Raw genomic sequence first — 18,596 nt, forward strand, 5'->3', positions numbered from 1 at the left:
GTGTTTGCAAACACTTGCATCAAAAAATAACAAATGTAAATAACCGCAAAGGAAGATCGCAAATGAGACTAAAGGGCAGCGTGCGCCAGGTTGGCTGGGCATTATTGATGAGTTTTACCGTGGTGCAGGGCGCGTTTGCCGCGCCAGCCAGTGCGCCACCGGTGTCATACGGGGTGGACAGCGATACCTTCCATCCGGTGAAGGCGCAGCACGGTATGGTGGCGTCAGTGGATGCGATGGCCACTCAGGTCGGCGTCGATATTCTGAAGCAGGGCGGTAACGCCGTGGATGCCGCTGTCGCCGTCGGCTTTGCGCTGGCGGTGACCCATCCTCAGGCCGGTAACCTCGGCGGCGGCGGCTTTATGATGCTGCGCACCGCATCGGGCCGCACTGCGGCGATCGATTTCCGTGAAATGGCACCCGCTCACGCCACGCGCGATATGTTCCTCGATAAACAGGGTAATGCCGATCCTAAGCTGTCGCTCACTTCTCACCTGGCCTCCGGCACGCCGGGCACTGTGGCGGGTTTTGCGCTGGCGGCACAGAAATACGGCACGCTGCCGCTGAGCACTTTGCTGGCGCCGGCCATTAAGCTGGCGCGTGAAGGCATCATCGTCAACGATGCGCTGGCGGACGATTTGGCGACCTACGGCAAAGAGACGCTGATCAATCACGACAACAGCCGGGCGATTTTCTACAAAGCCGACGGCAAGCCGTATCAAAAAGGCGAGCGTCTGGTGCAGAAAAACCTCGCGCACAGCCTGCAGCTGATTGCCCAACAAGGGCCTGATGCGTTCTATAAAGGCAAAATTGCCGATGAGATCGCCGGAGAAATGGCACAGCATGGCGGGTTGATTGGCAAACCGGATTTGGCGGCCTATCGCGCAGTGGAGCGTAAGCCGGTCAGTGGCACCTATCGCGGTTATGAGGTGTTCTCAATGCCACCTCCGTCATCGGGCGGGATTCACATCGTGCAGATCCTGAATATCCTCGAAAACTTCGATCTGGCGAAGTGGGGCTTTGGCAGCGCCGATGCGATGCAGGTGATGGCCGAAGCTGAGAAGTACGCTTATGCCGACCGCTCGGAATACCTTGGCGATCCTGATTTCGTCAAAGTGCCGCAGCAGGCACTGACCAGCAAAGCCTACGCCAAAACCCTGGCGCAGCAGATTGATGTCAATAAAGCGCGTCCATCGAGCGAAATTAAACCGGGCAAGCTTGAGCCGTACGAAAGTAACCAGACCACCCACTTCTCGGTGGTGGACAAAGACGGTAATGCGGTCGCAGTGACCTATACCCTGAATACCTACTTCGGCAGCGGCATCGTCGCCGGCCAGAGCGGCATCCTGATGAATAATGAGATGGATGACTTCTCCGCCAAACCGGGCACGCCGAACGTCTATGGCTTAGTCGGCGGCGAAGCGAATGCGGTGCAGCCGGCGAAGCGCCCGTTGTCATCCATGTCTCCGACCATCATTGCCAAAGACGGTAAAACCTGGCTGGTAACCGGTAGCCCTGGCGGTAGCCGTATTATCACCACTGTGCTGCAAATGGTGGTGAACAGCATTGATTTTGGGATGAACGTAGCCGAAGCCACTAACGCCCCGCGTTTCCACCATCAGTGGTTACCGGATCAGCTGCGCGTGGAGAAAGGCTTTAGCCCAGATACGCTGCGCTTGCTGGAAGCTAAAGGTCAGCATGTGAAAGTGATGCCCGCGATGGGCAGCACGCAGAGCATTATGATTGGGCCGGATGGCATGCGTTACGGTGCTTCCGATCCGCGTTCGGTGGATGATTTGAGTGCCGGGTATTAATTTAGCGCAATAAATTGCGCCGCTACCACCTCAGTGCGAGTTGTAGCGGCGCGATTCAACGCGCAAGTTATTTTAATCGCGCCATATAGTGCGTATCCACCATCTCGCCATCACGCATGGCAAAACGCTTCGCGGTGCCTTCGATCTCAAAGCCAAACTTCTGATACAGGCCAATCGCTTTATGATTATCGGCGAACACGGTTAACTCGATCCGCGTTACCTGCAGCCAGTTGTCACACAGGTCAATCATCGCGGCCATCAGCGCCGAGCCTACGCCGCGACGGTGAAAGGCGGGATCGACGCCCATGCCAATCGATGCAGCATGGCGGCGGCGTGCCACCGTAATGCCATCCAGCGATAGTTGACCCACAACCTGTTCATCAATGCACGCCACCAAACGGTACTGGCCGGGACGCATCTCTTTAAGACGTTCCTGCCATAGCGCCGGTGATTGGTAGGGCAGATGCAACGTGCTGGCCTGAGTTTCTTGCTGGCTGTAAAGATGGGTTAATGCGGCAGCATCTTCCGGCGTTGCGTGACGAACAGTGACCTGACTCATAAAGCGACTCCTTGTGCAAAGTGAATAAAATCCCCTTTAACATCAAGGAATTCTCGCGAGTCGTCAATTGAAAATAATTCTCAAAAGGGGTTTACAGACGCGAATGATAATGATTATTATTGTCATGCGGACTCGGGAACGTCTCCTGACAGAACGGGTAAGCACGACATTGCTCACATTGCTTCCAGAATTACTTAGCCAGCTCGGGTGCTGGCTTTTTTTTTACCTGCGATTCACCTTCTTCATTCCCCTTGTTCGAATCCTTCTAAAACGTTCAGCTTTTTTGAACAGAGGCGTGAAGTTTTTCAGCTATCAATCAATCCCCCTCAAGCCCACACTGTAAAAAACATTGAGGAGAATTGAATATGATCTACGTACGCAAAGCAGAAGAACGCGGTCACGCTAACCACGGCTGGCTCGATAGCTGGCACACGTTTTCCTTCGCCGATTACTACGACGCCAACTTCATGGGCTTCTCAGCACTGCGCGTTATCAATGAAGATGTGATCGATGGCGGCCAGGGTTTTGGTACTCATCCGCATAAAGACATGGAAATTCTGACCTACGTGCTGTCGGGCACCGTGGAGCATCAGGACAGCATGGGCAACAAAGAGCAGATCCCAACGGGTGAATTCCAGATCATGAGCGCCGGTACTGGTGTGCGTCATTCGGAATACAACGCCAGTGATAAAGATCCGCTGCATCTGTATCAGATCTGGATCATTCCAGAGCGCAAAGGCATTGAGCCACGCTATGCCCAGCGCCGCTTTGAAGACGTGAAAGGTCGCCAGTTTGTGCTGTCACTGGATGAGCGTGAGGGATCGCTGAAAGTGTTCCAGGACATGACGCTGTCGCGTTGGGTGTTTGCTGATGGTGAAACCGATGCCGTCACGATCGAAGCGGATCGTCGTGTGTGGATTCAGGTGGTAAAAGGCCTGGTGAGCGTCAATGGCGAACAGGTCGGCACCAGCGACGCGTTGGCTATCTGGGATGAAAGCGCGTTAACCCTTAAAGCCGACAGTGATGCGGAGATTCTGCTGTTTGACCTGCCGCCGGTTTAACAGCATGTCAATGAAAAATGTAGGGTCGCCATGAATGGCGACCCTACATTTTTCGGCGAGTATTCGTAAAGGGCGCATTCATGCGCTCTTGGTTAAAGCGGGAATCTACGGTTTTCCGCAAAACCAGAAAATGACAAAAAAATGATAGACTCATCGTATCTCTGACCTCAGGCGCATACGATGAAGAAGAAAAGGCCGGTACTACAGGACGTTGCCGATCGCGTCGGCATCACAAAAATGACCGTCAGCCGCTACCTGCGTAATCCCGATCAGGTCTCGCTGGCGCTACGCGATAAGATCGCCGTGGCGCTGGATGAACTCGGTTATATCCCCAATCGTGCCCCCGATATGCTCTCCAATGCTACCAGTCGCGCTATCGGCGTGCTGTTGCCTTCGCTCACCAACCAGGTGTTTGCCGACGTATTGCGCGGCATTGAAACCGTCACCGATGAAGCCGGTTATCAAACGCTGGTGGCGCACTTTGGCTACAACGCGGACAAAGAAGAGTTACAGCTGCGTTCGCTGCTGGGCTGGAACATCGACGGCGTGATTCTCACCGAACGTACCCACACGCCGGGCACGCTGCGCATGCTGGAAGTGGCGGGCATTCCGGTGATTGAGATGATGGATTCGGTCACCCCGTGCCTGGATATGGCGGTGGGCTTCGATAACGTCGAAGCGGCGCGGCAGATGACGCATGCTATCCTGAAAAAAGGCCATCGCCACACCGTTTACCTGGGTGCACGGCTCGATGAACGTACTCTGCAAAAACAGCAGGGCTACGAAAAAGCGATGCGTGAAGCCGGGCTCACTCCGCACAGCGTAATGATGGAAGATGCTTCTTCCTTCAGCGCCGGAGCGCAGCTGCTGCGAGAGGCGCAGAAACGCTATCCCGAAACCGACAGCCTGTTCTGTACCAATGATGACCTCGCAGTCGGCGCGATGTTTGAGTGTCAGCGTCAGGGCTTAAATGTCCCCGCGCAGATGGCGATTGCCGGATTCCACGGCCACGACATCACGCAGGTGGTCACACCTCGCCTGGCCACGGTGCTCACGCCGCGTGAACGCATGGGGCGTGAATCGGCAGCGATGTTGCTGGCGCGTATTGGCGGCGATCGCAGCGTGACCGAGCCGTTGGATGTCGGGTTTGAAATTGCAGAAGGTGGCAGCATCTGATTTTGGCGATTATTTGAGTCAGTTCACACTTTCGTGCTTTTCCGCCTAACAAGGGTTGCCAGTCCCGCAGTGGCCTCCGACAATGATAATCAAATTTGTTATCGGTAACATTGGCAGCCAACCTGCCGGAGCGCAAAACCATGACTACGCCATCTCCATCGCACCACGTGTTTATCCTGATGGGCGTTTCTGGCAGCGGAAAATCTGCTGTCGCCAATCAGGTTTCTCATCAGCTGAACACCGCCTTTCTGGATGGGGATTTCCTCCATCCGCGCAGCAATATCATGAAAATGGCCGACGGTCATCCGCTGGACGATAACGATCGTCAGCCATGGCTGCAGGCTCTGAACGATGCGGCGTTCGCGATGCAGCGCACCCAGGCGGTCTCAATTATCGTCTGCTCGGCGCTGAAAAAGTCTTACCGCGACATCCTGCGTCAGGGCAATCAGAACCTGAAATTCATCTATCTGCAGGGCGATTTCGAAACCATCGAATCCCGTTTGAAAGCGCGTAAAGGCCACTTCTTTAAGCCGCAGATGTTGGTCACGCAGTTTGAGACCTTGCAAGAACCTGGGGCAGACGAGCCCGATGTACTGGTGGTTGATATTAATCATTCACTGGATGAAGTCGTTGCGGCCACGGTTGCGACCATTGAGGAAGCAATCAACAAGGGTTAGTGATGAGTACCGCAACGCTGGTGTTAACTGCAGCAGGCTCCGTCCTGCTGCTGCTGTTTTTGGTGATGAAAGCGCGTATGCATGCCTTTGTCGCCCTGATGTTAGTCTCTATTGGTGCCGGTCTGTTCTCCGGTATGCCGCTGGATAAAATTGCTGACACCATGCAAAAAGGCATGGGCGGCACGCTCGGATTTCTTGCCATCGTGGTGGCATTAGGCGCGATGTTCGGCAAAATCCTGCATGAAACCGGTGCGGTCGATCAAATCGCTATCCGCATGCTGAAAGCCTTTGGTGAAAACCGGGCGCACTATGCGATGGGGATTGCCGGACTGATCTGCGCATTGCCGCTGTTCTTTGAAGTCGCCGTGGTATTGCTGATCAGCATCGCCTTTGCCGTGGCGCGTCGTACCAACGGTAATTTAGTGAAATTGGTGATCCCGTTGTTTGCCGGTGTGGCTGCTTCAGCGGCGTTTCTGCTGCCGGGACCGGCGCCGATGCTGCTGGCTTCCCAGATGCACGCGGATTTTGGCTGGATGATTCTGCTCGGTTTGTGCGCAGCGATTCCTGGTATGTTGATCGCCGGTCCGCTGTTTGGCAACTTCATTGCCCGTCACGTTAGCTTCAGTGCGCCGCCGGAAGATCATCAGCCGGAAGTGGAAGAGGGCAAGCTGCCGTCGTTTGGCTTCAGCCTGTCGCTGATCCTGTTCCCGCTGCTGCTGGTGGGTCTGAAAACCATCGGGGCGCGCTTCACCACGCCGGGCACAGGGTTGTATGAGTGGCTGGAATTTATCGGCCATCCGTTTACCGCGATTCTGCTCGCTTGCCTGGTGGCCATCTATGGACTGGCTTATCGTCAGGGCATGGATAAAGAGAGGGTGATGCAGGTGTGTGGCAGTGCGCTGCAACCGGCAGGCATTATTCTGCTGGTGATCGGTGCTGGCGGCGTGTTCAAGCAGGTGCTGGTGGATTCGGGTGTCGGTCCGGTACTCGGTCATGCACTTACCGGGGCCGGGATGCCAATTGCGCTGGCGTGCTTCATTCTTTCGGGTGCGATCCGTGTGATTCAGGGCTCGGCGACGGTCGCCTGCTTAACCACGGTGGGCCTGGTGATGCCAGTCATTGAACCGCTGCACTACAGTGGCGCGCAGCTGGCGGCCTTGTCGATTTGCATCGGTGGGGGCTCCATCATCATCAGCCACGTGAACGATGCTGGTTTCTGGCTGTTCGGCCGCTTCACTGGTGCGACTGAAGGTGAAACGCTGAAGACCTGGACGCTGATGGAAACCATTCTGGGTACCACCGGTGCCATTGTCGGAATGATCGCGTTTAGTTTGCTGTCGTAACTTTCCAGGTGCGCAGGAATGCGCACCTGATCTTAATCCTCATCCCGCTCGTCATCCGGCTGATCCAGCACCGTATACGCCACCGCACAGAACAGCGAGTTCAGACGCTTCATATCCCCCAGCAACCCTAAATGCAGGGAACTGGTTTCGATGCTCTGCACATTCTTCTGATGTAAACGCTCAACGTGCGCGTGCGAAAAACGGCGAATCAGGATGCGGAAACGGTGTTTGGAACGGCGCAAACGGCGTGCGCTCGGGATATCCTTGGAGAGAAACACCGACAAACTGAGGCGCAGGTTGTTGAGCACTTGCTCCTGTAGGGTGTTCAATTCTTCCAGTCCTTCGGGTGAAAATGCCCGGCGGGCGTTCAGCGATTTCACCGCAACATCCGCGCACATGCGTTCAATAATATCGCCCGCCTGCTCAAGGTTGAGTGCCATCTCAATCACCTCGGCCCAGCGACGCGAATCCTCTTCGGCCAAATCCTCTTTTGGCATCCGCGCCAGATAAAGTTTGATGGCGGTATACAGCACATCGACATCATCATCCAGCCGCCGCACCGCGCGCTCTTCACGCAGTTCGCCATGCACCACTTTATTGAATGACTCCATCATATGTTCGACGACATCGCCGATGCGCAGGGTTTCTCGCGCGGCATTGGCTAATGCCAGCGCAGGCGTGTCCAGCGCGCTGCGGTCGAGATGTTTGGGGCGTAAATGCACATCGGTTTCCGGCTCATCGGAAATCATGCGACGGCACAAGCGCGCCATCGGTTCAGCGAACGGCACCATAATCAGGCAGCGGATCAGGTTGTAGAAAACGTGGAAGAAGATCACCAGCTCTTCGTCATCGACCGGCATTTTATCGAGAATATCCGCGACGTAATTGACCAGTGGCAAAATCGCCAGGCTGCCGATGAGCTTGAACAGCAGGCTGCCGAGCGCCACGCGTTTACCGGCGGCATTGGAACCGCTGGCGTTAATCATCGCCAGCAAACCACTGCCGAGGTTGGCGCCAATCACCAGGCAGAGAGCCACTTTGAAGGAGATGACGTCAGCGGCAGTCAAGGTGGCAGTGATCAGCACTGCCGCCAGGCTGGAGTAACTGATGATGGCAAATACCGCGCCCAGCAAGGCATCCAGCATCACATCGCCGGTCAGCGTGGAGAACAGCACCTGCAAGCCTGCTGCCTGGGTGATGGGTTTGGCGGCGGCGACAATCAGCTGCAAGGCCAGCAAAATCAGCCCGAGGCCAATCGCGGCGCGCCCCATTTGCCCGGCGCGCGTCTGTTTACGACTGAGGAAAAACACCACGCCGAAGAAAATGAACAGCGGTGACAGCCAGGAGAGATCAAAGGTCAGAATACGCGCCATGATGGCGGTACCCACATCAGCCCCGAGCACCACCACCAGCGCAGGCGTCAGGCTAACAAGGTTTTGTGCAACAAAGGAAGTGACGAGCAGGGTAGTGGCGTTGCTGCTTTGCACCAGCGCGGTGACGCCAATCCCGGCGAGAAACGCCATCGGCTTCCTTTCCACGCTGCGGCTGAGCACGCGCCGCAAATCGGCACCGTACACGCGCATGATGCCGGTTCGCACTATGTGCGTGCCCCACACTAGCAGGGCCACGGCTGATAACAGATTGAGCAGGGTCAACACGTCGGGCGGTTCCTTATCCTCAGACTTTCATTGCATCAACTGCAAGCCTGTGGGTAAGTACCCGAAGTGCCGGGCGCACCGGAGTGCGGCCACGGGCAGCCTAAAGGCCGCCGCGACAACGATTAACAGGCTGCATTAACGCTGAATGCTGCCGCGTTGCGTTGCCAATTTTTCGTTAAATTTAAGCAACCTGGCGCAACGTCGACATCTCTAACTGTAGACCAATTTGCATGCCAGCAGGGTGCAAATCCGCCACGCTGCGGTTCAGCACATCCACCGACAATTCAACGCCGTGCGCCAGTACACGATAACGAATCACGTTACCGAGCAGGCTGTGACTGACAATGGTGGCAGGGATGCCGTCTTGTGGCGCGCTCAAACGGATCGATTCAGGTCGAATCGCCACCTGGCCACTAAATGTCTGGCCGGTGAGTTGCGTGGCTTGTTCGGCGCTCAGCAAGTTGTAGTTGCCAATAAATCCGGCAGCGAACAAATCGGCAGGCTGGGTATAAAGCGCCTCGGCGTTGCCGTTCTGCACGATCTTGCCACGGTTCATCAGCACGATACGGTCCGACAGCGTTAACGCCTCTTCCTGATCGTGGGTGACGAAAATGGTGGTGAGCTTCAGCTCTTGCTGGATATTACGAATCTGTTCACGCAGGTGGCGACGAATTCGCGCATCGAGCGCAGACAAGGGTTCATCCAGCAGGAGCAGGCGAGGACGGGTGATCAACGAACGCGCCAGCGCCACACGCTGACACTGGCCACCAGAGAGCTGGTGCGGATAACGGCGGGCAAAATCGGTCAATTCAACCAACGCCAGCGCTTCCATCACCCGTTTTTGAATATCACCGCCCGGCAGCTTCTGCATTTTGAGGCCAAAGGCCACGTTCTTCTCCACCGTCATATTGGGGAACAGCGCGTAGCTCTGGAACACCATGCCAATGGTGCGTTTCTGCGGTGGCAGCGGCACGATATCCTGGCCCTGCAGCAGAATTTTGCCGCTGTCGACATCGGTCAATCCAGCAATGCAGCGCAGCAGCGTCGATTTGCCGCAGCCGCTCGGGCCGAGCAGGGTAACAAACTCGCCTTCATCGGCACTGAAATCGATATTTTCAAAGATGCTGGTAGGGCCGTAGCTTTTGTTCAGCTGGGTGACGTTCAGATAACTCATGGTCAGCCTCGTTCAGGATTGAGGGCATTCGCCAGCCAGGTGACCAGCAGGACGACAGCAAAATAAGAGATCACCAGCGCACTGGTGAAGTGGCCGCTGCCGTTACGCATATTGTAGAGATACACCTGCAACGTCTCATAGCGGGTGCCGACTAACAGGTTAGCGAATACAAACTCACCTATCAGGAAAGAGAAGGAGAGCAGCACTGCGATGAACACCCCTTTGCGCAGGTTGGGCAGCACCACAAACAGCGCGGCCTGCCAGGTGCTGGCACCCAGCAGATGTGAGGCATCAATCAACTCTTTCAGGTTAATTGCCTGCATATTGTTGGCAATGGCACGGTAAATAAACGGCAGCGCGATGGTGAAGTAACAGCCGACCAGAATCCACGGCGTGCCGGTGATCATCAGCGGTGAGGAAGAGTAGAGCTGCAACAGGCCAACGGATGACACCACCGGTGGCACGGCAAATGGCATCAGAATCAGCACGTTCATTACCGCATCCAGCTTGGGATAATAGTAAGCGATCACAAACATCGCAGGCAGCACCAGCACTAGCGAGAACAGCAGCGCGCCGAAGCAAATCAGCAAGGAGTGACCAAGCGCCGTCAGGAAGCGGGGATCGCTCCACAGTTCAATCAACCACTTCAGGGTGAAGCCCTGCGGCAGAATGGTGTCGCTCCAGTCAGTTGAGACGCCATACAGCAGCGTCGCCAGCAGCGGGGCGGCGAGGATGATCAGCAGCAGCCAGATAATCAGACGATGATAAATTTTTTCCGCGCGAGACACGTTCTACTCCTGTGATTTCGCGTTGAGATAACTGCGGCGCACCAGATACTGCTGCACCACGGTAATCAGCGCCATAATGAACATCAGCAACATCGCTAGCGCACCGCCGGTATTCGGATCGAGCGAGATATCGCCTGATACCAGCGCGGCAATACGCACCGGCACCACGTTAAAGTTGCCGGTGGTCAGTGCATAAATGGTGGCGTAAGCGCCCAGCGCATTGGCCAGCAGAATGACGAAGGTGCCCAACAGCGCCGGGAACAGAATCGGCAAACCTATGTGCCACCAGTAGCGCCAGCGGCTGGCACCGAGCAGTGCGGCGGACTCCTCCCAATCTTTGCGCAACCCATCAAAAGCCGGGTAGAGCAGCAGAATGCCGAGCGGGATCTGGAACCAGGTGTAGACCAGCACCATGCCGTCACGCGAGAACAGCTTGAACCCCTCCAGCATGCCGAAATGGCGCAACAGCAGCGTCAGACAACCGTTCATGCCCAGCAGAATCACGAAGGCAAACGCCAGCGGCACGCCCGCAAAGTTGCTGGTCATGTTGGTAAACGACATCAGGAAGCGTTGAAAACGGCCGCTGCCCAGCTGATGCAGCGAATAGCCAGCGATCAGCGAGATCAGCAGGCCGTAAATGCTCGACCAGATGGAGATATCCAGCGACAGGCGAAACGCCTGCAGATAAAACGGCGAGGTGAGGATATCGGTGTAGTTATCGATACCCCAGCGCTCGTTCATGTCGCTCCAGAAGCTGTTGATGGCGATCCACAACAGCGGCGTGAGCTGGAAGGCGACCCAGAAAAAGGCGAACGGCAGCAGTAACAGCGTGGCGAGGGTTTTGCCCTTCATTTAACGCGGCTCCGCCAGCAAACCGTGGCACACCGGTTTATCGTGCTCAATGCCCAGCAGCGTGCAAACGATGCCGCACAGTTCAGTCTGTTGCGGTTCGAGATCGGGCTGACGTGAGAAGCCTGCGCCAAATACAAACAGCGGCACCTGCGTCTCTTCCGGCAAAATGCCACCGTGCGAGCGGTCATCGTTCATGCCGTGATCGGCGGTGACAATCACCTGATAACCTGCGGCCAGCCAACCGGGCATCCACTGTGACAGATAGCCATCAGCCATACGTGCGCGGTTGCGGTATTGCGGCGATGACAGGCTATGCTTGTGCCCGGCATCGTCAATATTCATTGGATGGATCAGTAAAAAGTCCGGATCGTGATTGAGACGCAGGCTCTCGGCATCTTCAAACAAGTGGGAATCCGGATAACTGTCGTCCCAGTAAAAGTGGCCGTATTGAATCGGCAAATCCGGGGCGATGGTGTGGCGATCGCGCGCATTGTTGAACGGGGATTGGTTATACAGCTCACTCACCCAGTGATAGGCGGCAGCGGCCGTGGTTAAACCGGCGGCGCGGGCGTAATGGAAGATGCTGCGCTGATTGCTTAAGCGATTGACACCGTTATGAATAATACCGCTCTGCACCGGCGGAATCCCAGTCAGAATGCATTCATACAGCGGACGCGACAGCGAAGGCAGTTCGCAGGTGAGCGTGTAAAATTGGCCGTTGCCCTGTTTGCATTCGGCAAACAGATAGCCCATTGCATGCTGTGCCACCTGATTGCTCAGGCCATCCAGTACCACCAGGATTGTTTTCATTCCCGTTCCTTACATCGTTCAAATACGAGCACTGTGCGTAGCGGCGCAATTTATTGCGCACTTATCAGCAGAATCATTGCTTTACGTTGACGTGATAAATCACGCCGCCACGTTATGTGCAAATTACTGCTTCATGTTAATGATCACGTTCTCTTGCCACAGGCGCGGCAGCATTTTTGAAGTCTTATCCCATGCAGCCTGATCTTTGATCGGGCGGGCATTTTTGTACTCAGACTGCGGCAGCAGTTTGGCCTGCACGTCGGCTGGCAGGGTCAAATGCTCTGCACGAATCGGACGTGCGTAGCCTTTCGCCAGGTTGATCTGGCCGGCATCCGAGAAGATGTATTCACGGGCCAGTTTGGCGGCGTTCGGGTGTTTGGCGTATTTGTTAATGATGGTGGTGTAACCTGAGATCACGGAACCATCCGACGGGATCACCACTTCGTAGCGATTCTTGTCAATCTGGTCGCGGTAGTTCAGGCCGTTAAAGTCCCACACCACGGCAACCTGAATTTCGCCTTTCTCGATGTTGGCAATCACCGGATCGGTCACGCCCAGACGGCCTTCTTTAGCCAGTTCACCAAAGAAGTTGAGGGCTGGCTTCAGGTTCTTCTCATCACCGCCCATCGCGTAGTTGGCTGCCAGTACGCCGTTAGCCGCCTGAGCTGCCACGCCAACGTCACCGATAGTCACCACATACTTACCTTTCTTCAGATCGGCCCAGCTGTGCGGTGCATCTTTTACCTGCTGCTTGTCGATCAGGAAGGCGATGGTGCCGGTGTAAGCCAGCATCCAGTTACCATCGTTATCTTTCGCCCAGCTTGGGATCTGATCCCAATGCGTGGGTTTGTACGGTTGTGCCAGACCTTTGGTCACAGCAACCGGACCGAAAGCGGCGCCCACATCACCGATATCGGCGCTGGCGTTCTCTTTCTCTGCATCAAATTTAGCCAACTCCTGCGCCGATGACATATCGGTATCGCTGTGCTTAAGGCCATATTTGCTGTTGATGTCATTCCATGTGTCTTTCCAGTTCGCCCAGCTGTCTGGCATACCGACGCTGTTGACCTGGCCCTCAGCACGCGCGGCTTTTTCCAGCGCGGCAAGGTCGTTATCGGCGGCGTGCGCGGCGGGCAGCGCAAGCAGTACGGCACTGGCTACTACAGAGGAGATAAACGCTTTCATCTCGGTTGCTCCGGGTGTAAGTTGTGGGACGTCTTGGTCTAGTCCAGCAAGAACCGAGCCAATGTAGCCCGATCAGATGAAGGTTTTATGACCATGGTGGTGAAATGTGGTGTGACGCGCAGCTCCACATGCGGATACAGCGCGCGAAAGCGTGGGATATGCCTGTCATATTGTAGTCATCGAACTGTCATAGTGCAGATTTGCCCCAAAATGAGGCTGAAAAAATGTCGTCGAAAACGGTGGATGTGATTGCTGCGGCACTGAGCGAACGCATTGAAAACGGTGAATTTGCCAGCGGACGCTTACCGGCTGAACGCAGTTTGAGTGAACACTATTCCACCACGCGCATTACCCTGCGTGAGGCGCTGGGCTTGCTGGAAGCGCAGGGCATCATCTACCGCGAACTGCGTCGTGGCTGGTTTCTCGCGCCACCGCGACTGGTGTATAACCCGGCCCATCACAGCCACTTTCATGCCATGGCGGCAGAACAAGGTCGTATCGCCATCACAGAAGTGATTGAGGCGCGGGAAGTCCCGGCACAGCTGGTGATAGCGCGGCATTTGCAGCTATTAGAAGGGGACAGCGTATTTCGCATTCGCCGTTTGCGTCGTATTGATGGGCGCGCGGTGTTGTACGTGGAGCATTACCTCAATCCGGCCTTTTTTCCCGGCCTATTAGAGGAAGACCTGACCCGCTCACTCACCGATCTCTACGATCAGCGCTATGGAATTCGCTACGGCGGCGCTCGCTTTACCATTCTGCCCGGCCCGCTTCCTGCGCGCGCGGCACCGGCACTCAATGTCGCCAGTGGCACACCAGGATTACTCATTACACGCATTAACCGCGATCAGCAAAAGCGGGTGATTGACTGTGACTGTGAGTACTGGCGCTATGACGCGCTCTGTGTGGATGTTGATGTGTAGCATATTGTGATTTTGATCACACTACAGCATGATAACGCCAGAGAGTTTCCGTACTTTGAGGCGTATAAAAATGACAACAAAATCAGCACCGGGGCAACTTATTGCTTCGGTATTACAATGGGTTCTGAATATTGGCCTGGTGACGTTGGCCGTCATCCTGGTGGTGTTTCTTGGCAAAGAGACGATTCATTTAGCCAATGTGCTGTTTAGTACCGGTGAGCAGGCTTCTTCATACCTGTTGATCGAAGGCATCGTCATCTATTTTCTCTATTTCGAGTTTATCGCGCTGATAGTGAAATACTTCCAGTCCGGCTATCACTTCCCGCTGCGTTATTTCATTTATATCGGTATCACCGCGATCATTCGTCTGATTATCGTTGACCACAAAAATCCGTTCGACACGCTCTATTATTCGGCGGCAATTTTGATTCTGGTGGTCACGCTGTGGCTGGCGAATAGCAATCGGTTGAAGCGCGAATAATTCCCCTTCTGACGGGTGTGGCACAACCAGCAGTGCCACGCCCGATTCTCTGCGTTAAACTAGGGCAACTTTTTCTCCGGAGATGTCCTGATGTCGCATCACGCGCTGCGCCAGTTACTCGCACTGCATTGGCTGCCAGCCACTTCCCCCTTGCTTTCCCCCCCTCTCCTTGACTGGTTGCTGGAGGAAGACTCCATGACGCGTCGCTTCGAGCAGCATTGCCAGCAGGTGACGGTGGAACTGATCCGTGAAAGCTTTATTACCGCTGACGAAGTCGCACCAGAGGCGGAATTTCTGCCCGTCGATGATCAGTTCTGGTTGCGCGAAATTGTGCTGTGCGGCGATGGCGAACCCTGGCTGATTGGGCGCACCGTGGTGCCGGAAAGCACCTTGAATGGCCCGGAGCAGATGTTGCAAAATCTTGGCACCCGTCCACTGGGGCGCTATCTTTTCGCCTCTTCAACGCTGAGCCGCGATTTTATCGACCCCGGCCAGGTGGATGATTTGTGGGGACGTCGCTCACGCCTGCGTTTATCAGGTAAACCGCTGTTGTTAACTGAACTGTTTTTACCGGCGTCGCCGCTGTATCGCGCGCTGGATCAAGGATAAAGGACTGTGGAAAAAACCTTAACCATGACTAAGTGGCAGGCTTATCGCCGCCTGATGCGTATCGATAAACCCATCGGCACACTGCTGCTGTTGTGGCCAACCATGTGGGCCCTGTGGCTATCAGGCATGGCTGTGCCGCCTTTGTCTGTACTGGTGGTGTTTGTGCTCGGCGTCATTGTGATGCGCGCCGCGGGCTGCGTGATCAATGACTATGCCGATCGTAAAGTCGATGGGCACGTTAAACGTACTGCCTCACGACCACTGGCGAGCGGTGTGGTGACGGAGAAAGAGGCTAAAATCCTGTTTGTCGTGCTCGGCCTGCTGGCGTTTGCGCTGGTGCTGACCATGAATCGCATGACGATTTTGCTGTCATTTGGTGGACTGGCGCTGGCGTGGGTCTATCCGTTTATGAAGCGTTATACCCATCTGCCACAGGTGGTATTGGGCGCGGCATTTGGCTGGGCGATTCCGATGGGCTGGGCGGCAGTTAGTGAGTCCTTACCTTTAGTCTGCTGGTTGGTGTTCTTCGCGAATATCTGCTGGACGGTGGCTTATGACACGCAATATGCGATGGTGGATCGTGATGATGACCTCAGGATTGGCGTGAAATCCACGGCGATTCTGTTTGGTCGTTTCGATAAGTTGATCATTGGTCTGCTGCAGCTGGCTACGCTAGGGCTGATGGCGCTGGTCGGATTGATGTTGAATCTGAACGGTGCATTTTACTGGTCACTGCTGGTGGCGGGTGGTTTCTTTGTGTATCAGCAAAAGCTGATTGCTCAACGTGAACGCGATCCTTGCTTCCAGGCCTTTCTGAATAATAACTATGTTGGTCTGGTGCTGTTTATCGGCGTACTACTCAATACTCAGCCGTTTATAGACCTGTTCTGAATCGTTGATGCCATAAAAAAAGGCGACCTGATGGTCGCCTTTCTGTTTTTCAGGCCAGACGTTATTCGTGAGCTACTGCACTTTCAATGGTCAGACGTACATCACTGGTCACCAGCTCTGCCAGCATCTGCCACATAATGTGAGTGCGTTCCGCATCGGCATCGCCCGAATCACTGATGTAGCCTTCATCACGCAACGACAGTACCAGCGTGGTAAACACCGCTTTATCAAAGAATTCCGGCGCGTTAATGCCGTGCAACACCGACAGACGTTGCGCCAGCGTACGGCTTTCCTTCTCCAGCGTGCCGCGGTTGATCGTCGGCTTGGCACTCAGAATCGCAAAGGTGATAGCAAAACGCTGTAGCGTTTCACGGATACCGGCAGCCAGCAGTTGCAGCGAGCGATGACGCACAGGATTCATGCGTAATTGACCATCCTGCGCGGTGATCAAACCCTGTCGCGCCATCTCAGCACAGAGTGCATTCAGCACGCCTGGCAGTTCTGAGTTATCCCAACGCAGGAAAAGCTCACTCTTCAGCATCGGATACACCAGGCTCACCTGACGCAGTAACTCCGCCTCACTGATCTCACGATGCTGCTGCACGATAGCGGCAATCAGCGATGGCATGACCAGCATGTGGTGAATGTTGTTGCGATAATAGGTCATCAGGACTGCCTGCTCGCGCGGCAGAATGATGATGTCGCCAATACTGTCTTTTTCCGTCTCGAACTTATTCATGCCCATGGCGTGATCAAGCAGCGCTTCGGCAGTCATATCCGGCACGGTCGCTTCTGGCGAATAAGGCACGTTACGCAGCAGCTGGGTATAGCATTCCAGTTGCTCAATCAACTGTTCACGCGTCAAAGAGCGCTGACGTGAAGCCAGCAACGCGGTGACGCACAGGTTCATGGCATTGGCGGCACCGGCTTCGTTGATACGCACCATTAGACGTGCCGCGATGTCATTCACCGTCGGCGTCATCCATGCCGGACGCAGTGGCTCAATCGGATCGATCGCATCACGCCATTCCGGCACGTTTTTGTTCAGGTAGTTCATCAGCGGCAAGGGTTCGCCGAAGTTGACGTAGCCCTGACCAAGATTGCGCAGTTTGCGCAGCCCGCGAACCATCTGCAGGAAGCTTTCTTTCTCTTTGGCCGCGCCACGTAGCTCTTTGGCGTAAGTCCCCACTTCCATGACGTGTTCATAACCGATGTAGATCGGAACGAAGGTAATCGGGCGACTACCGCCACGCAGCATGGCTTGCAACGTCATCGACAGCGTGCCGGTTTTAGGATCCAGCAGTCGGCCCGTACGCGAGCGTCCACCTTCAACAAAGTACTCTACCGAATAACCGCGGCTGAACAGCTCGCCCAGATATTCGCGGAATACCGTGGAATAGAGCTTATTGCCCTTGAAGGTACGACGGATAAAGAAAGCGCCCAGGCGACGGAAAATCGGACCCGCTGGCCAGAAGTTCAGGTTAATGCCCGCTGCGATATGAGGCGGAACCAAACCCTGATGGTAGAGCACGTAAGAGAGCAGCAAATAGTCCATGTGACTGCGATGGCAGGGCACATACACAATCTCGTGGCCATCTTGCGCCAGCTGACGCACGCGCTCGCCACCATTGACGTTGATGCCCTGATAGAGACGGCTCCACAGCCAGCCCATGACGCGGTCGGTCACGCGGATGGCTTCATACGAGAAGTTAGCCGCGACTTCTTCCATCATCTCAACGGCGTTCTGCTGGGCCTTCTCGTGCGAGATTTTTTTGCTGCGCGCTTCATCTTCAACCGCTTTTTCAATCGCTTTGGATTGCAGCAGCTTGTTGAACAGATCCTGACGCGCAGGCAGACGTGGGCCTACAGCAGCCAGGCGCTGACGCGCAAAATGAATGCGTGCCACGCGTGCCAGCTTTTGGGCAATCGACTTATCGGTACCGTGCTCCGTGGCCATCTGGCGCAGGGAAACGGTCGGCGAGAAGCGCACAAAGCTGTCACGTCCGTGCCACAGAATGGCGAAGAATTTCTCTATGCCATTAAGGATGCGCAGATGCGGCGTGTCTTCACCCTGAATTTCGCGTCCTGGCGCACGACCAAACATCACCGCAACCGGTAACATTTGTACGTCGAGATCAGGATTACTGCGGTGCAGATCGAGATAGTCGTGGAATAGCTTCACGGACTCAGGATTTGCTACGAAATAGGGGAATACGCGCGGGCCATCGTGAATAAACACATGACGTGGCAGCAGAGTGCCATCGATCTCCAGCGGGGCCAGCGGATCGGGCAGATCATGGTTGAGACACTGCGCCCGTAATGTGAGCAGGTCAGCCTTTGAATCGTAAGGCAAAACATACATCACTGGACGAGTCGGATCGATCCCATGTTCAGAGACAGGATCGGTCGGAATGACCTTACTCTTTACTAAAAAAGAGAGTGGTAAATTCAATAGTTTGTAATAAAGTTTACGCCAACCTGACATAGACAACTTAAAGCCTCTTGTTAGCAAAGCGCGGCAAGCATACCAGAAAGTAAATCGAAGATCTGTGGCTGCACCATCTCATACAGCCCACTCATTGACGCCAAATCACC

The 18,596-nt window shown here is 55.1% G+C and carries 17 protein-coding genes; 9 read left to right on the forward strand and 8 right to left on the reverse strand.

Going from position 1 to position 18,596, the window contains the following annotated elements; genetic code table 11:
* The first annotated feature begins 62 nt into the window (after nt 1-62).
* On the forward strand, nt 63-1,814 hold the full coding sequence (ggt, locus tag ACXI0A_RS02990) for a gamma-glutamyltransferase (RefSeq protein ID WP_224932116.1): 1,752 nt from the start codon (nt 63-65) through the stop codon (nt 1,812-1,814).
* 67 nt (nt 1,815-1,881) lie between these two features.
* On the opposite strand, the gene ACXI0A_RS02995 is transcribed toward ggt, so the two are convergent.
* Nucleotides 1,882-2,373, reverse strand: coding sequence for a GNAT family N-acetyltransferase (locus ACXI0A_RS02995; protein WP_476150449.1), 492 nt, complete (start codon nt 2,371-2,373; stop codon nt 1,882-1,884).
* A 365-nt stretch (nt 2,374-2,738) separates the two neighbouring features.
* Between ACXI0A_RS02995 and ACXI0A_RS03000 the strand changes: the two genes are divergently transcribed.
* From ACXI0A_RS03000 to gntU, 4 genes are all read left to right on the forward strand, one after another.
* On the forward strand, nt 2,739-3,434 hold the full coding sequence (locus ACXI0A_RS03000; RefSeq protein ID WP_476150447.1) for a pirin family protein: 696 nt from the start codon (nt 2,739-2,741) through the stop codon (nt 3,432-3,434).
* 180 nt (nt 3,435-3,614) lie between these two features.
* Entirely contained in the window at nt 3,615-4,610 is a 996-nt protein-coding gene (gntR, locus tag ACXI0A_RS03005; protein ID WP_224932122.1) for a gluconate operon transcriptional repressor GntR, read from the forward strand.
* A 140-nt stretch (nt 4,611-4,750) separates the two neighbouring features.
* A complete protein-coding gene (gene gntK, locus ACXI0A_RS03010; RefSeq protein ID WP_224932124.1) occupies nt 4,751-5,287 on the forward strand; it encodes a gluconokinase in 537 nt (178 codons plus the stop codon).
* A gap of 2 nt (nt 5,288-5,289) precedes the next feature.
* Nucleotides 5,290-6,630, forward strand: a complete 1,341-nt coding sequence (gene gntU, locus ACXI0A_RS03015) for a gluconate transporter (protein ID WP_476150445.1) — start codon at nt 5,290-5,292, stop codon at nt 6,628-6,630.
* 32 nt (nt 6,631-6,662) lie between these two features.
* Here the strand turns inward: gntU and ACXI0A_RS03020 are convergent, their stop codons facing one another.
* From ACXI0A_RS03020 to ACXI0A_RS03045, 6 genes are all read right to left on the reverse strand, one after another.
* Nucleotides 6,663-8,288, reverse strand: a complete 1,626-nt coding sequence (locus ACXI0A_RS03020; protein WP_476150444.1) for a sodium-dependent inorganic phosphate transporter — start codon at nt 8,286-8,288, stop codon at nt 6,663-6,665.
* A gap of 181 nt (nt 8,289-8,469) precedes the next feature.
* Complete coding sequence (locus ACXI0A_RS03025; protein WP_476150442.1) at nt 8,470-9,462, reverse strand: ATP-binding cassette domain-containing protein; 993 nt, start codon at nt 9,460-9,462, stop codon at nt 8,470-8,472.
* A gap of 2 nt (nt 9,463-9,464) precedes the next feature.
* Nucleotides 9,465-10,250 carry an ABC transporter permease gene (locus ACXI0A_RS03030; RefSeq protein ID WP_224932132.1) on the reverse strand — a complete coding sequence of 262 codons (786 nt, stop codon included), beginning with the start codon at nt 10,248-10,250 and terminating at the stop codon, nt 9,465-9,467.
* Nucleotides 10,251-10,253: 3 nt separating this feature from the next.
* On the reverse strand, nt 10,254-11,102 hold the full coding sequence (locus ACXI0A_RS03035) for an ABC transporter permease subunit (RefSeq protein ID WP_476150440.1): 849 nt from the start codon (nt 11,100-11,102) through the stop codon (nt 10,254-10,256).
* Complete coding sequence (locus tag ACXI0A_RS03040; RefSeq protein ID WP_476150438.1) at nt 11,103-11,912, reverse strand: alkaline phosphatase family protein; 810 nt, start codon at nt 11,910-11,912, stop codon at nt 11,103-11,105.
* 123 nt (nt 11,913-12,035) lie between these two features.
* Nucleotides 12,036-13,097 (reverse strand): ABC transporter substrate-binding protein, encoded by a 1,062-nt coding sequence (locus ACXI0A_RS03045; RefSeq protein ID WP_476150437.1) that lies wholly within the window; start codon nt 13,095-13,097, stop codon nt 12,036-12,038.
* 224 nt (nt 13,098-13,321) lie between these two features.
* Here ACXI0A_RS03045 and ACXI0A_RS03050 point away from each other — a divergent pair, with 224 nt between their 5' ends.
* The 4 genes from ACXI0A_RS03050 (at nt 13,322) to ubiA (ending at nt 16,001) form a co-directional block, all read left to right on the forward strand.
* Nucleotides 13,322-14,020 carry a UTRA domain-containing protein gene (locus ACXI0A_RS03050; RefSeq protein WP_182056453.1) on the forward strand — a complete coding sequence of 233 codons (699 nt, stop codon included), beginning with the start codon at nt 13,322-13,324 and terminating at the stop codon, nt 14,018-14,020.
* A gap of 70 nt (nt 14,021-14,090) precedes the next feature.
* Nucleotides 14,091-14,501 (forward strand): phosphate-starvation-inducible protein PsiE, encoded by a 411-nt coding sequence (gene psiE, locus ACXI0A_RS03055; protein ID WP_224932135.1) that lies wholly within the window; start codon nt 14,091-14,093, stop codon nt 14,499-14,501.
* Nucleotides 14,502-14,591: 90 nt separating this feature from the next.
* Nucleotides 14,592-15,110, forward strand: a complete 519-nt coding sequence (gene ubiC / locus ACXI0A_RS03060; RefSeq protein ID WP_476150435.1) for a chorismate lyase — start codon at nt 14,592-14,594, stop codon at nt 15,108-15,110.
* A gap of 24 nt (nt 15,111-15,134) precedes the next feature.
* Complete coding sequence (ubiA, locus tag ACXI0A_RS03065) at nt 15,135-16,001, forward strand: 4-hydroxybenzoate octaprenyltransferase (RefSeq protein ID WP_224932546.1); 867 nt, start codon at nt 15,135-15,137, stop codon at nt 15,999-16,001.
* Nucleotides 16,002-16,062: 61 nt separating this feature from the next.
* Here ubiA and plsB read toward each other — a convergent pair whose 3' ends face one another.
* Nucleotides 16,063-18,486, reverse strand: a complete 2,424-nt coding sequence (gene plsB, locus ACXI0A_RS03070) for a glycerol-3-phosphate 1-O-acyltransferase PlsB (RefSeq protein ID WP_476151167.1) — start codon at nt 18,484-18,486, stop codon at nt 16,063-16,065.
* Between the last annotated feature and the right edge of the window lie 110 nt (nt 18,487-18,596).

The organism is Pantoea sp. C1E2 (assembly GCF_056491465.1).

Bases quoted from the DNA above. Each gene is read 5' to 3' on its own strand.
- ubiC (WP_476150435.1), top strand. From the start codon at position 14,592: ATGTCGCATCACGCGCTGCGCCAGTTACTCGCACTGCATTGGCTGCCA.
- ACXI0A_RS03045 (WP_476150437.1), bottom strand. From the start codon at position 13,097: ATGAAAGCGTTTATCTCCTCTGTAGTAGCCAGTGCCGTACTGCTTGCG.
- ACXI0A_RS03000 (WP_476150447.1), top strand. From the start codon at position 2,739: ATGATCTACGTACGCAAAGCAGAAGAACGCGGTCACGCTAACCACGGC.
- gntK (WP_224932124.1), top strand. From the start codon at position 4,751: ATGACTACGCCATCTCCATCGCACCACGTGTTTATCCTGATGGGCGTT.
- ACXI0A_RS03025 (WP_476150442.1), bottom strand. From the start codon at position 9,462: ATGAGTTATCTGAACGTCACCCAGCTGAACAAAAGCTACGGCCCTACC.
- gntU (WP_476150445.1), top strand. From the start codon at position 5,290: ATGAGTACCGCAACGCTGGTGTTAACTGCAGCAGGCTCCGTCCTGCTG.
- ACXI0A_RS02995 (WP_476150449.1), bottom strand. From the start codon at position 2,373: ATGAGTCAGGTCACTGTTCGTCACGCAACGCCGGAAGATGCTGCCGCA.
- ubiA (WP_224932546.1), top strand. From the start codon at position 15,135: ATGACTAAGTGGCAGGCTTATCGCCGCCTGATGCGTATCGATAAACCC.
- ACXI0A_RS03035 (WP_476150440.1), bottom strand. From the start codon at position 11,102: ATGAAGGGCAAAACCCTCGCCACGCTGTTACTGCTGCCGTTCGCCTTT.
- psiE (WP_224932135.1), top strand. From the start codon at position 14,091: ATGACAACAAAATCAGCACCGGGGCAACTTATTGCTTCGGTATTACAA.
- ACXI0A_RS03050 (WP_182056453.1), top strand. From the start codon at position 13,322: ATGTCGTCGAAAACGGTGGATGTGATTGCTGCGGCACTGAGCGAACGC.
- ACXI0A_RS03040 (WP_476150438.1), bottom strand. From the start codon at position 11,912: ATGAAAACAATCCTGGTGGTACTGGATGGCCTGAGCAATCAGGTGGCA.
- gntR (WP_224932122.1), top strand. From the start codon at position 3,615: ATGAAGAAGAAAAGGCCGGTACTACAGGACGTTGCCGATCGCGTCGGC.
- plsB (WP_476151167.1), bottom strand. From the start codon at position 18,486: ATGTCAGGTTGGCGTAAACTTTATTACAAACTATTGAATTTACCACTC.
- ggt (WP_224932116.1), top strand. From the start codon at position 63: ATGAGACTAAAGGGCAGCGTGCGCCAGGTTGGCTGGGCATTATTGATG.